This is a genomic window from Pantoea vagans, assembly GCF_001506165.1.
Lineage (GTDB): Bacteria > Pseudomonadota > Gammaproteobacteria > Enterobacterales > Enterobacteriaceae > Pantoea > Pantoea vagans_C.
Window position 1 is genome coordinate 4,068,290 of the sequence record NZ_CP011427.1, and the last position, 12,653, is coordinate 4,080,942.

Below are 12,653 nucleotides of genomic sequence, written 5' to 3' on the forward strand. Positions count from 1 at the left end.
TCGGGAAGGGTTTTTTTATTCCCCGTATTTTGGTATCCGCCTGACAAACTTCTTTTTCCTTAAAAAACATCTGCGTTAGTTTTTGTTTGCTTCCGTTTTTACCCGATCGTTGAGATCCGTATCACTTTCATAGATAGCCGTCTCCCTTACGCTTGCGGGCGAAGCGGAGGAAAGCGCATGTTTTTGGAAGAAAGACGCAGCCAAATTTTACAATGGCTGGATGAACACGAACGCGTCACGGTGAATGGACTTGCAAGCGAACTCGGTGTGACAAGGGAAACCATTCGCACCGATCTGAGTGCATTGGCGCAACAGGGCTTAGTGCAACGCTGTTATGGCGGTGCAATTGCTTTACGCCGCAATCTGCAAGAAAAACTCATCAGCGAAAGCGGTAACTTCGAAGTTTTGCTTCAACGTCTGCAATCGCGCAAAGCATCGGGTAAATCGTCGGGTAAGCAGGGGAAAGTCTGCATCCTTGGTGCATTTAACGTTGATATCGTTGCGAAAGTGGCGTGCTTTCCACAAAGTGGCGAATCATTGATGGCGTTGGGAAGCACGCTGGGACCTGGCGGCAAAGGTGCCAACCAGGCAATGGCCGCCAGTTGTGCCGGTACACGTGTCCATTTTGTTGCCAAAGTAGGGACTGACCAGTTCAGCCAATTTGCATTCGATCACCTCTCAGCCTCCGACATTCACTCTTTCCGCCTCTATCAGACAGATAGCGAGCCCACTGGCAGCGCGATCATTTACGTCTCGCAGGAAAATGGCGAGAACATGATTGCGATCTACTCGGGTGCGAATAAAACCGTCACCGATGAAGAAATTGCCGAGCTAACGCACGAGTTAACGGATGCAGACGTGATGTTGCTGCAACTGGAAAACAACTTCGAAGCCACGCGCAGTGCCATCCGTCTCGCCCACACTTTAGGCGTTCGCGTCATCATGAATCCCGCACCGTTTTCAGCCGACGTGGTGAGTTGCTTGCCGATGATTGATGTTCTCACGCCGAACGAAACAGAGGCTTCGCGTCTTTCTGGCATTGAAATCTTCGATCTCACGAGTGCACGTGCGGCGGCGCAGGCCATTGTTGCGCTGGGCGCAAGGCGACTGATCATCACCATGGGCTCTCGCGGTGCTCTGCTATTTGATAACCAAAAATTCCACCATATCCCGGCATTTCCGGCGTTGAGCGTAGATACCACCGGTGCAGGGGATGCCTTCAATGGCGCGCTGGCTGCGGCCTTAGCTCAGGGACAAAGTCTACTGCAGGCCGCAACCTGGGCCTCTGCCTTTGCTTCACTGGCTGTTGAGCGAGAAGGAGCAAGCAATATGCCCGATCGTCAGCAGGTACTTGCCAGACTTCAACAACGATAAACCAGACAACTAATCACAGCGGCCTTCCGCTGGCAGGAGAGATGATGAAAAAGATTGAAGGTATTGTTCCGGTCATGCTGACCCCGTTTACTGCTGATAACCAGATTGATTACCCCGGACTGGAGAAATTAATCGAATGGTATTTGCAAGAAGGTGTCGATGCGCTGTTCGCCGTCTGCCAGTCAAGCGAGATGCAATATCTCAGTCTGGACGAGCGTATTGATCTGGCGCGCTTCGTGGTGGATAAGGTGCAGGGGCGTGTACCCGTGATTGCATCTGGCCACATCAGCGATGATTTGACCGCGCAAATCACCGAGCTGCAAGCCATGGCCAAAACGGGCATCGACGCGTTGGTGCTGGTGACCAACCATCTCGATCCGCAAAATCAAGGCAGTGAAACCTTCTATACCCATCTCAATGCGCTGTTGGAAGCGTTGCCTGCCGACCTGCCGTTGGGTCTTTACGAGTGCCCGGCACCCTATCGTCGCCTGTTAACAGATGAAGAATTTAGCTTCTGCGCCAACAGCGGTCGTTTCGCGGTGCTCAAAGATGTGAGCTGTGATTTGCCCACCGTTGAACGTCGCGTCAAGCTGGCAGAAGGCACTCCGTTAGCAGTGATCAATGCGAATGCAGCCATTGCCTGGCCAGCCATGCAGGCGGGTTCCAAAGGGTTCAGCGGTGTCTTCACTAATTTCCATCCTGGTCTGTATCACTGGCTCTATCACCACGGCGCACAGCAACCGGAAAAAGCTCATGAACTGTCACTGTTCCTGTCATTAAGCGCCGTAACGGAAACTCTTGGCTATCCCAAAAACGCCAAAATTTATCATCAGCGCCTCGGCACGTTTGCCTCTGAGCACTGTCGTGTGAATAAAGACAACGTGCTGGAAAAATTCTGGGGATTGGGCGTACTGCTCGATCAAATCCGAGATGGCAGCGAGCTGTGGCAGCCACGCGTAACAAAATAAATCCTCTGAAGGGAGGATGTTTATCCTCCCGCTGTACCTGAACCCACTAACGATAACGACACGGGAAAACATCATGATTGTATGCGATCGACTGGACTGGCCGCGCGAGCGCCACGCTTTTCATCCCATAGTTGACCAGGCCATTCGCTGGATTGCGGATACCGATTTTAGCCAGCTGGAGGCGGGGAAATACGATTTACTCCCCAATAATCAGATGTTCTGTCTGGTTCAGGAAATGGAGACCGAACCGGCGAGCGATCGCCGCGCAGAATCGCACTTTAACTATGTTGATATCCAATATTTACTGGAAGGACGTGAAAGCATCGGGGTGGCGCGTGCCCATCCACAACATCTCATTACTGAAGATCTGCGCAGTGAGCGCGATGTGGTGTTTTATCAGGACACCATTGATGAGTCGATGATTACGCTGACGCCGGGCCAGTTTGCGCTGTTTTTCCCGCACGATGTTCATCGTCCCTGCTGTGCCGCTCCCGAAGTACAGCGCATTCGCAAAGCGGTGATTAAAATCCATCTCGACTTGTTCGTCGCCCCGCAGGAGGCATCATGAAACCCTCCGCGCATACGTTATCCGATGCGACCCTAGCGCCAACCACGGCGGTAAGCAAACTGCGTTGGGGCATTGTGTTGCTTTTACTGTTGGCGGCGGTGGTTAACTACCTGGACCGCGCTAACCTCAGCATCGCTAACACCACAATTGCCGCTGAATTCGGCTTCTCGCAAACCGAAATGGGTTTATTACTCTCCGCGTTTCTTTGGCCTTACGCGCTGGCGAACCTGCCTGCTGGTTGGCTAGTCGATAAGTTTGGTCCAAGGAAAATGTTCTCTTGGGCGCTGGGATTATGGTCCACGTTTACCGTGCTGGCGGCATTTGTGAATAGCTACAGCTTTTTCTATGGCTTGCGTATGATGCTGGGCATCTCCGAATCGCCATTTTTCACCTCGGGTATCAAGATTACTCACCGTTGGTTTGGTGATGAAGAGCGTGGCTTACCCACCGCGATCATCAATACGGGATCACAAATTGCCAATGCGATTGCCCCACCGATTCTGACCGTGTTGCTGCTAACCTTGGGCTGGCGGGGTATGTTTGTCGCCATTGGTTTAATGGGTATTCCTTTGCTGCTGGCATGGTGGAAGTTCTATCGCGATCCGAATGCACGTGAAGATGCGCTATTGCACGCCGGCCATCGCAGTGTGGCTGGACCGGAAGAAAAAGCGCAGGCCAGTTGGGGTGCACTGTTCCGCCATAGCACCACGTGGTTTATGGTGATCGGTAACTTCTCCATCATGTTTACCATTTGGGTCTATCTTACCTGGCTGCCAGGTTATCTGGAAAAATCGCTTGGTTTCAGCCTCAAAGCGACAGGCTGGATCGCCTCAATTCCTTTCTTCGCGGGTATCCTGGGCGTACTGGTCGGCGGCATGCTGTCTGATCGCCTCGTGCGTCGTGGCGTACGAGCGATTACCGCACGAAAGGTGCCGATTGTGACCGGCGCGGCCATGGCTGCGTGCTTCGTGGCACCCATTCCGTTTGTGGATAGCACGCCACTGGCGATTGGCTTGCTGGCCATGGGTTACTTTTGCTCGCAGATGCCACAGGGCGCACTTTGGACGTTAGCCAGCGATATCGCGCCAAAATCTCAAGTGGCCTCTCTGGGTGCGATTCAAAACTTTGGCGGCTTCCTTGGCGCCGCAATGGCACCCATTGTCACCGGCATCATCCTCGATAGCACCGGCAAATTTACCAATGTGTTCTTGCTGGGGGCGGGTTTGCTGATGCTAGGGGCGTTGAGCTACGGCTTGTTTGTGCGTAAGCCACTTGCCGCGAAATAACTGAAGATGCCGTCCTCTGTCGATTAACTGGTCAATGTGAGCTGAATCGCGCTAGCATTAAACAAACTCTGACTTAACCGAGGATGTTATGGCGATAAAATTGATTGCGATCGATATGGACGGCACGCTGCTCAACCCGCAGCACGAGGTCACGGCAGCAGTGAAATCAGCGATTAGCCGCGCGCGTGATAAAGGGGTGGCCATTGTGCTGGCGACCGGTCGCCCATTTGTTGGCGTCGAGCGCTATCTGATGGAACTTGATATGCAGCAGCCCGGCCAGTATTGCATCAGCAACAACGGTGCGCTGGTGCACAGTGCGGATAACGGCGACGTGGTCGCGGAAAAGACGTTAAGTTTCGATGACTTCCTCTACCTGGAACAGCTGGCGCGTGACCTCGGCGTGCATTTCCAGGCATTCGATAAATCCTTCCTTTATACGCCGAACAAAGACATCAGCGAATACACCATCCATGAAGCCAGCCTGACCGGTATCCCGGTTCGTTACCGCGCGGTAGAAGAGATGGACCCGGCCACGCGTTTCCCGAAACTGATGATGATCGACAAGCCACATTTGCTGGATAAAGCGATTGCGGGTCTGCCGTCGCGTGCCCGTGACAGCTACACCATTCTGAAAAGCGCGCCTTACTACCTGGAAATCCTCAACCCGCTGGTTAACAAAGGCTATGGCGTGAAAATGCTGGCGGACAAACTGGGCCTGCAGCAGTCGGAAGTGATGGCGATTGGCGATCAGGAGAATGACCTGGCGATGATCGAATATGCCGGAACCGGTGTGGCGATGGGCAATGCTATTGATTCGGTTAAACATATCGCGCAGTTTATCACCAAAACCAATATGGAAGATGGCGTAGCGCACGCCATTGAAGAGTTAGTGCTGTAACCCTTTCCTTTGCGGACGGCATGCTGCTGTCCGCACTTCTGCTTGAATCTTCCCTCGCTCTTGGTCGCCATAAATGGCGCCCCAACCACTATCGCCCACGTATTTATGTGCGCTAAAATTGTCTGTTTTGTGATCCATATTGTAGTACAACTTTAGTTATTGGTACTACAATTCGCGTCACAGACCCAGGCGTTTGTTAGGTTTCACACCGCGAAAGCAGTAATCTGATGGGCTACCGCCTTTCATTGAATGGAACATCATGACGCAAGAACAATTAAGTAAAACCGAGCGCATCATCCTGACGCTGGGTGAAGAGATTGTCGCAGGGAAGTTTGTGCCGGGGGCCGCGTTGCCTGCTGAAGCGGAGTTGTGTGAGCGCTTTGGCACCTCACGCAACATTATTCGCGAGGTGTTTCGCTCGCTGATGGCCAAGCGGTTAATGGAGATGAAACGCTATCGCGGCGCCTTTGTTACCCCGCGTAATCAGTGGAATTACCTTGATAGCGATGTACTGCAATGGGCACTGGCGCACGATCAGGACCCGCGTCTGATTGCCGCCATGAGTGAAGTGCGTGTGCTGGTGGAGCCACAGATTGCGCGCTGGTCGGCGGAACGCGCCACCTCAACCGATTTGGCAGCGATTGAGCAGGCCTACAACGATATGGTTGCCCATCACCTCGATCGAGAAGCTTTTAACGAGGCGGATATCCGTTACCACGAAGCGGTGCTGGCTTCGGTGCACAATCCGGTATTGCAGCAGCTTAACGTGGCGATCAGCCAGTTACAGAAAGCGGTGTTTGCGAAAACCTACATGGCGGATGCCGGCAACATGCCGCGTACCCTGGCCGAACATAAAGCGCTATTTGATGCCATCCGACATCAGGATGGTGATGCGGCGGAGCAGGCGGCAAAAGCGATGATCGCCAGCTCCACGGCTCGACTCAAGGAGATTTTGTGAGCAGCTATATCGCGATTGACTGGGGTTCAACCAACCTGCGTGCCTGGCATTATCAGCAAGGCACCTGTGTGGATGAACGTCGCTCGGAAGCGGGTGTGACGCGCCTTGGTGGCCGCACACCGGCTGAAGTCTTTGCCCAGATTACCGACGGTTGGCCTGTCAACGATGTGCCGGTGGTGATGGCCGGGATGGTTGGCAGTAATGCCGGTTGGTTATCCGTTCCCTATCTGGCTTGCCCGGTGGCGCTGAATCAACTGAGCAGCCGCCTGACGCGCGTCGAAGATAAAGCGTGGATCGTGCCGGGATTGAGCGTCGAACGTGATGACAACTACAACGTCATGCGCGGCGAAGAGACGCAACTGTTGGGCGCAATGGCGCTGCAACCTGCGCAACGCTATGTGATGCCAGGCACGCACGCCAAATGGGTCGAGGTCGAGCAAAACGGCGTGCATGATTTTCGCACCGTCATGACGGGTGAGCTGCACCATTTGTTGTTGAAACAGTCACTGATAGGTGCCGGTTTACCTGAGCAGGAAGCATGCCCAGCCGCCTTCAATGAAGGGTTGCAGGTGGGCAGTCACGACGCATCGATTCTCGCCAGACTGTTTGAGGTGCGTGCATCTCATGTGCTGGGCGCGCGCGATCGTCGTCATATCAGCGACTTTTTATCCGGATTGCTGATTGGTCACGAAGTGGCGTTGATGACGCAGAAAGCAGCCAGCAGCCAACCGGTCATCATTATTGCCAGCAGTGGACTGGCGCAGCGATATCAACAGGCGCTGCAGTTTATCGGCGTGGATTCAGTCAACCTGGAAGGCGATCGCGCGTTCCAGCATGGAATAAGGAGTATTGCAGATGACCTGGCAAACTAAATTACCGTTGATTGCCATTCTGCGTGGCATCACCCCAGATGAAGCGGAAGCCCATGTGGGAGCGCTAATTGCAGCCGGATTCGACGCCATCGAAATCCCGCTGAATTCCCCGCAATGGGAAAAAAGTATCGGCGCGATGGTGCAGGCCTTTGGCGATAAAGCACTGATTGGTGCCGGAACGGTGCTGAATCCGGCTCAGGTCGATCTCCTGAGCACGCTGAATAGCAAGCTGGTGGTGACACCCAATACCGATGCGGCGGTGATCCGACAGGCCGTCGCGAAAGGCATGACGGTGGCCGCCGGTTGTGCCACTGCCACTGAAGCCTTTACCGCACTGCAAGCTGGTGCGCAGGCGCTGAAAATCTTCCCGTCGTCGGCCTTTGGCCCCGCTTACATCAAGGCGTTGAAAGCGGTGCTGCCGCCAGAGGTGCCGGTGTTTGCCGTGGGCGGCGTGACACCGGAAAACCTACATGAATTTATCGCCGCAGGGTGCGTTGGTGCAGGGTTAGGCAGCGATCTCTATCGCGCTGGCCAACCGTTGTCGCGCACTGTGGAACAGGCTCGCGCATTTATTGCTGCATATAAGGACGCTGTTAAATGAAAATTACCAAACTGACCACCTATCGCCTGCCGCCGCGCTGGATGTTCCTGAAAATTGAAACCGATGAAGGCATTGTCGGTTGGGGCGAGCCGGTGATTGAAGGGCGCGCACGCAGTGTGGAAGCGGCCGTACATGAACTGTCGGAATATTTAATTGGCCAAGACCCGGCGCGCATCAACGATTTATGGCAGGTGATGTATCGCGGTGGCTTCTATCGCGGCGGCCCGATTCTGATGAGTGCTATCGCCGGTATAGATCAGGCATTGTGGGACATCAAAGGCAAAGCGCTGGGTGTGCCGGTGTATCAGCTGTTGGGCGGCCTGGTACGTGACAGCATCAAGGCTTACAGCTGGGTGGGGGGCGATCGACCTGAAGAGGTGGTGGACGGCATCAAAAAGCTGCGTTCCATCGGCTTCGACACCTTCAAACTCAATGGCTGTGAAGAGATGGGCATTATCGATAACTCACGCAAAGTCGATGCCGCAGTGAACACCGTGGCGCAGATCCGCGAAGCCTTCGGTAACCAGATTGAGTTCGGCCTCGATTTCCACGGACGTGTCAGTGCGCCGATGGCGAAAGTGCTGATCAAAGAGCTGGAACCTTATCGCCCGCTGTTTATTGAAGAGCCGGTGCTGGCTGAGCAAGCGGAATACTATCCGCGTCTGGCGGCGCAAACCCATATCCCGATCGCGGCAGGCGAACGTATGTTCTCGCGCTTCGAGTTTAAACGCGTGCTGGAAGCGGGTGGCCTGGCGATCCTGCAGCCGGATCTGTCGCATGCCGGTGGTATTACCGAGTGCTACAAGATTGCCGCGATGGCCGAATCCTACGATGTCGCGCTGGCTCCGCACTGCCCATTAGGTCCGATCGCGCTGGCTGCCTGCCTGCATGTGGATTTCGTGTCTCGTAATGCAGTGTTCCAGGAGCAGAGCATGGGCATTCACTATAATCAGGGTGCTGAGTTGCTGGATTACGTCATCAATAAAGATGACTTCAAAATGGACGATGGCCACTTCTATCCTCTGAATAAACCGGGCCTCGGCGTGGAAATTAATGAAGAGCTGGTGATTGAACGCAGTAAAAATGCGCCAGACTGGCGTAACCCATTATGGCGTTTCCCAGATGGATCGGTGGCTGAATGGTAATACCCGTCATGCTTAACGCTGAAGGTTGAATTATTTAGGGTATTAAAAATATTAAATGTCTAAATAAGTGTGCCATTGAAATAAGGCATAGGGCCTCGCTCACCCTTTTTTCTGGCACCCAACATTAACCGCTAACACGGTTTTACTTACCCCTATACCTGTAGCGGCGCGGTTTATCGCGCATCTTGCAAGGATGCGCAATACATTGCACCGCTATACCAACGGAGAAACACCATGGATCTCTCTGCTGTTCAGGCTAAACCGACGCGGCGTCGCTATATTACGCTGTTGATGATTTTTATTACGGTGGTGATTTGCTACGTCGATCGTGCCAATTTAGCCGTTGCCTCGGCGCATATTCAGGAAGAGTTTGGCATTAGCAAAGCGGAAATGGGTTACGTGTTTTCTGCCTTTGCCTGGTTATATACCTTGTGCCAGATTCCCGGCGGTTGGTTCCTCGATCGCGTTGGTTCACGCTTAACCTATTTTATTGCCATTTTCGGTTGGTCTGTGGCGACCTTATTCCAGGGCTTTGCCAGCGGATTATTATCGCTGATTGGATTACGTGCCATTACCGGTGTATTTGAAGCCCCGGCTTTTCCGACTAATAACCGTCTGGTCACCAGCTGGTTCCCGGAGCAGGAGCGTGCATCGGCAGTCGGTTTTTACACCTCAGGGCAGTTTGTCGGCCTCGCGTTTTTGACGCCGTTGCTGATCTGGATTCAGGAGTTGCTGAGCTGGCACTGGGTATTCATTATCACGGGTGGTATCGGCATTATCTGGTCACTGGTGTGGATCAAGGTGTATCAGGCACCCAGTCAAAGCAAAGCCATCAATCAGGCTGAACTGGACTATATCCGTGAAGGCGGAGCGATGGTCGATGGCGATGCGCCCGCAGCGAAAAAGACACGTACCAAACTCACCGCCGCTGACTGGAAACTGGTGTTCCACCGTAAGCTGTGTGGCGTGTATCTCGGGCAGTTTGCCGTGACCTCCACGCTGTGGTTCTTCCTGACCTGGTTCCCGAACTACCTGACGCAGGAAAAACACATTTCTGCCCTGACAGCCGGCTTTATGACCACTGTGCCGTTCCTGGCTGCCTTTGTCGGTGTGATTCTGTCAGGCATCGTGGCGGACCGGCTGGTGCGCAGTGGACGTTCACTCGGCTTTGCACGCAAAACCCCGATCATCTGCGGATTGCTGATCTCCACCTGCATCATGGGTGCGAACTACACCAACGATCCGGTGTGGATTATGACGCTGATGGCGATCGCCTTCTTTGGCAACGGCTTTGCCTCAATTACCTGGTCGCTGGTGTCATCACTCGCTCCGGTAAGGCTGATTGGGTTAACCGGGGGGATGTTCAACTTTATCGGCGGACTGGGCGGCATCACGGTGCCCTTGGTGGTGGGCTATCTGGCGCAGGATTACGGCTTTGCGCCTGCACTGGTGTATATCTCAGCTGTCGCCTTGATCGGTGCGCTGTCTTACATCCTGCTGGTGGGTGACGTAAAGCGCGTGGGTTAAGGGATAACGTGCGATGAATGGGGGTAGGGGCGCGCCCTGGCGCGCCGCAATTCATTGCGCGGTCTGTTCGCAAATTATTGCGCTATGCCTGCTGCGCCTCACCGCATATTCGCGTACTTTGTTCGGCAACTGTTGGATGTAAGGTTGCCTCATGTCAGAAAAACAACTCACCTTTGCACAGCGTCATCATCAGCTCACCAATATCAACGTCTGGACCGCCGACAGCCAGTGGCTGGCCTTTGACGTACGGCCTTCCGGTGCCTCATTTACCAGCTTAACTATCGAACGTGTGAACGTAGCGAGTGGCAAGGTAGAGGTGCTTTACCAAGCCCGCGATGGGGCGCACGTCGGTGTGGTGACGGTCAGCCCAGGTCTCCCACCGCGCTATGTCTGTATCCATGGCCCTGAACATCCCGATGCGCACTGGCACTACGATTTTCATCATCGCCGTGGCGTCATCGTGCAGCAGGGCAATGCCGAAAATCTGGATGCCTGCGATATCACCGCACCCTTCACGCCAGGCGCTTTGCGCGGCGGCTCCCATGTTCATGTTTTTAGCCCGGATGGATCGCGCCTCAGCTTCACCTACAACGATCACGTGATGCATGAGAAAGATGTACGTGAAGACCTGCGCAACGTGGGCGTTGCCGTGCCGCTGCATCCGGTATGCCCCCCCAAACAGCACCCACGTGAATATGATGGCAGCCATTACTGCGTGCTGGTGAGTCAGACCACGCGCGATCCGCAGCCAGGCAGCGATCACATCGATCGTGCTTATGAAGAGTGCTGGATTGGCGATCGCGGCTACCAGAAAGCGGATGGCCGCTGGCAGCGCTGGGCGCTGGCCTTTATTGGCGATACCCGTGCCGCCAATGGCGACAAAGTGCCAGAAGTGTTTGTGGTGGATCTGCCAGAGGCATCAGGCGATTACGCCAAAGCAGGCTCGGCGCCGTTGCAGGGCACCGCAGACACGCTACCTGCGCCACCGGCGGGGGTGCAGCAGCGGCGCATCACACACAGCAAAGGGCTGGCATTACAGCCACGCCACTGGCTACGTGCGGCTCCCGATGGCAGTGCGATTGCCTTCTTGCTGGCGGACGATGCGGGCGTTGTGCAGCTGTGGAGTGTCTCACCCAATGGCGGCACACCGCGCCAAATCACGCAGTTGAGCAGCAGCATTCAGTCTGCTTTTAGCTGGCAACCCTCTGGTGAAGCTATCACCTTTATCTGTGATAACAGCGTCATGCGTTGTGAAGTGGCGACAGGCCAGTGCACACGTTTAACCGCACGCAGCGCACAGCCGCCATCGGGTGATGCGGTGGTCTGGTCACCCGATGGGAAACAGATCGCGTATATGCGAGAGGTCGAGGGCTGGCGACAACTGTTCTGCGTTAGTGCGATGTCGGCGGCATAGACGCTGCCGTCGCCAGGCTGGCCTCAGTGCCAGCCATTTTTTCGCTCTGCAGCACACGCTCATGCGCTGAATCATGGTCAGTGCGGAAGTAATCCCACGGTAAAAGGACGGTATCCAGCACAGCGGAGAAGGGCAGATCGATGGCGGCCAGTGGCTTGATCACCCAACTGGTATTGTCATCGGCAATTAAGTCTGCGCTGGCGCGCGTGCCGGGATAATAGCCCTGACTGGCGCCCGTGTGAGACATGACGCTGGAGCAACCTGAGGTAGTCAAAACACCGCAGACCAGCAAGCCTGTCAGTGGGAAGCATTTCATCATTTTCATCATCATCATCCCTACAGCCAGGTCTCTGGCTGGAGTGTGTCTCTTGTTGACAGCATGGCTCTATGGCGATGTCGTGTCAGACAAGGGAAGAACTCCTGAGTGTATGCTATTTCGACAGAATTGCTGCAAAAAAATACCGATGCCCCTTGAAAGCTCCCTCAGCGCACCCATTTTTACACTACGGTCGTGCTGCTGTCGCCGATAGGGACAGCTGCAGGCCGCACAACCTGTCCATGGTGGAAGGTTGCCAAAACTTGCTGATTTTCAGGAGTCTTTTTATGCGTAACTTTGATCTCTCTCCGCTTTATCGTTCGGCTATTGGTTTCGACCGTCTGTTTAGCCTGCTTGAGTCCAATCAAAACCAGGCCAATGGTGGCTATCCTCCGTATAATGTCGAACTGGTGGATGAAAACCACTACCGCATCACCATTGCCGTCGCGGGCTTTGCTCAGAGTGAACTGGACATCACGGCGCACGATAATGTGCTTGTGATCCGCGGGGCACATGCAGAAGAGCAACAGGAACGTAAGTACCTGTATCAGGGCATCGCTGAGCGTAACTTTGAGCGTAAATTCCAGCTGGCAGACCACATTGTAGTGCGCGATGCGCGCCTCGAATTGGGTCTGTTAAGCATCGATCTGGAACGCATCGTTCCGGAAGAGGCGAAACCGCGTCGGATTGAAATCCTGAATTAATCACCGATAACGCGAAGGGCGG

The 12,653-nt window shown here is 54.4% G+C and carries 13 protein-coding genes; 12 read left to right on the forward strand and 1 reads right to left on the reverse strand.

The genetic code is table 11. From position 1 onward, the window contains the following. Window positions 1-177 precede the first annotated feature (177 nt). From LK04_RS18780 to LK04_RS18830, 11 genes are all read left to right on the forward strand, one after another. Entirely contained in the window at window positions 178-1,374 is a 1,197-nt protein-coding gene (locus tag LK04_RS18780) for a PfkB family carbohydrate kinase (protein ID WP_039332010.1), read from the forward strand. A 44-nt stretch (window positions 1,375-1,418) separates the two neighbouring features. Beyond that, window positions 1,419-2,342, forward strand: a complete 924-nt coding sequence (locus LK04_RS18785; RefSeq protein ID WP_081998095.1) for a dihydrodipicolinate synthase family protein — start codon at window positions 1,419-1,421, stop codon at window positions 2,340-2,342. 73 nt (window positions 2,343-2,415) lie between these two features. Continuing rightward, the gene (locus LK04_RS18790) at window positions 2,416-2,910 is read left to right on the forward strand and encodes a YhcH/YjgK/YiaL family protein (protein ID WP_039332015.1); all 495 of its coding nucleotides are present in this window, start codon (window positions 2,416-2,418) and stop codon (window positions 2,908-2,910) included. Continuing rightward, complete coding sequence (locus tag LK04_RS18795) at window positions 2,907-4,196, forward strand: MFS transporter (RefSeq protein WP_039332017.1); 1,290 nt, start codon at window positions 2,907-2,909, stop codon at window positions 4,194-4,196. The genes LK04_RS18790 and LK04_RS18795 overlap by 4 nt, the downstream gene beginning before the upstream one ends. A gap of 88 nt (window positions 4,197-4,284) precedes the next feature. Further along, window positions 4,285-5,094, forward strand: coding sequence for a sugar-phosphatase (yidA, locus tag LK04_RS18800; RefSeq protein WP_039332018.1), 810 nt, complete (start codon window positions 4,285-4,287; stop codon window positions 5,092-5,094). 259 nt (window positions 5,095-5,353) lie between these two features. Beyond that, window positions 5,354-6,052: a FadR/GntR family transcriptional regulator gene (locus tag LK04_RS18805; RefSeq protein WP_039332021.1), complete on the forward strand. Its 699-nt coding sequence runs from the start codon at window positions 5,354-5,356 to the stop codon at window positions 6,050-6,052. Further along, window positions 6,049-6,924, forward strand: coding sequence for a 2-dehydro-3-deoxygalactonokinase (locus LK04_RS18810; RefSeq protein ID WP_039332026.1), 876 nt, complete (start codon window positions 6,049-6,051; stop codon window positions 6,922-6,924). Before LK04_RS18805 ends, LK04_RS18810 begins: the two co-directional genes overlap by 4 nt. Then, window positions 6,908-7,525: a 2-dehydro-3-deoxy-6-phosphogalactonate aldolase gene (locus LK04_RS18815; RefSeq protein ID WP_039332028.1), complete on the forward strand. Its 618-nt coding sequence runs from the start codon at window positions 6,908-6,910 to the stop codon at window positions 7,523-7,525. The genes LK04_RS18810 and LK04_RS18815 overlap by 17 nt, the downstream gene beginning before the upstream one ends. Further along, window positions 7,522-8,670 (forward strand): galactonate dehydratase, encoded by a 1,149-nt coding sequence (dgoD, locus tag LK04_RS18820; protein ID WP_039332030.1) that lies wholly within the window; start codon window positions 7,522-7,524, stop codon window positions 8,668-8,670. Before LK04_RS18815 ends, dgoD begins: the two co-directional genes overlap by 4 nt. 234 nt (window positions 8,671-8,904) lie before the next feature. Further along, entirely contained in the window at window positions 8,905-10,197 is a 1,293-nt protein-coding gene (locus LK04_RS18825; RefSeq protein ID WP_039332032.1) for an MFS transporter, read from the forward strand. Window positions 10,198-10,348: 151 nt separating this feature from the next. Then, entirely contained in the window at window positions 10,349-11,611 is a 1,263-nt protein-coding gene (locus tag LK04_RS18830) for a DUF3748 domain-containing protein (protein ID WP_039332034.1), read from the forward strand. Here LK04_RS18830 and LK04_RS18835 read toward each other — a convergent pair. Beyond that, window positions 11,589-11,936: a YceK/YidQ family lipoprotein gene (locus LK04_RS18835; RefSeq protein WP_039332087.1), complete on the reverse strand. Its 348-nt coding sequence runs from the start codon at window positions 11,934-11,936 to the stop codon at window positions 11,589-11,591. The genes LK04_RS18830 and LK04_RS18835 overlap by 23 nt on opposite strands. A 278-nt stretch (window positions 11,937-12,214) precedes the next feature. Between LK04_RS18835 and ibpA the strand changes: the two genes are divergently transcribed. After that, window positions 12,215-12,631, forward strand: a complete 417-nt coding sequence (ibpA, locus tag LK04_RS18840; RefSeq protein WP_039332036.1) for a small heat shock chaperone IbpA — start codon at window positions 12,215-12,217, stop codon at window positions 12,629-12,631. The last annotated feature ends 22 nt before the right edge of the window (window positions 12,632-12,653 follow it).

Excerpts from the sequence above, each read along its gene's own strand:
- LK04_RS18780 (WP_039332010.1), top strand. The coding sequence starts at position 178 with ATGTTTTTGGAAGAAAGACGCAGCCAAATTTTACAATGGCTGGATGAA.
- LK04_RS18785 (WP_081998095.1), top strand. The coding sequence starts at position 1,419 with ATGAAAAAGATTGAAGGTATTGTTCCGGTCATGCTGACCCCGTTTACT.
- LK04_RS18790 (WP_039332015.1), top strand. The coding sequence starts at position 2,416 with ATGATTGTATGCGATCGACTGGACTGGCCGCGCGAGCGCCACGCTTTT.
- LK04_RS18795 (WP_039332017.1), top strand. The coding sequence starts at position 2,907 with ATGAAACCCTCCGCGCATACGTTATCCGATGCGACCCTAGCGCCAACC.
- yidA (WP_039332018.1), top strand. The coding sequence starts at position 4,285 with ATGGCGATAAAATTGATTGCGATCGATATGGACGGCACGCTGCTCAAC.
- LK04_RS18805 (WP_039332021.1), top strand. The coding sequence starts at position 5,354 with ATGACGCAAGAACAATTAAGTAAAACCGAGCGCATCATCCTGACGCTG.
- LK04_RS18815 (WP_039332028.1), top strand. The coding sequence starts at position 6,908 with ATGACCTGGCAAACTAAATTACCGTTGATTGCCATTCTGCGTGGCATC.
- dgoD (WP_039332030.1), top strand. The coding sequence starts at position 7,522 with ATGAAAATTACCAAACTGACCACCTATCGCCTGCCGCCGCGCTGGATG.
- LK04_RS18825 (WP_039332032.1), top strand. The coding sequence starts at position 8,905 with ATGGATCTCTCTGCTGTTCAGGCTAAACCGACGCGGCGTCGCTATATT.
- LK04_RS18830 (WP_039332034.1), top strand. The coding sequence starts at position 10,349 with ATGTCAGAAAAACAACTCACCTTTGCACAGCGTCATCATCAGCTCACC.
- LK04_RS18835 (WP_039332087.1), bottom strand. The coding sequence starts at position 11,936 with ATGAAAATGATGAAATGCTTCCCACTGACAGGCTTGCTGGTCTGCGGT.
- ibpA (WP_039332036.1), top strand. The coding sequence starts at position 12,215 with ATGCGTAACTTTGATCTCTCTCCGCTTTATCGTTCGGCTATTGGTTTC.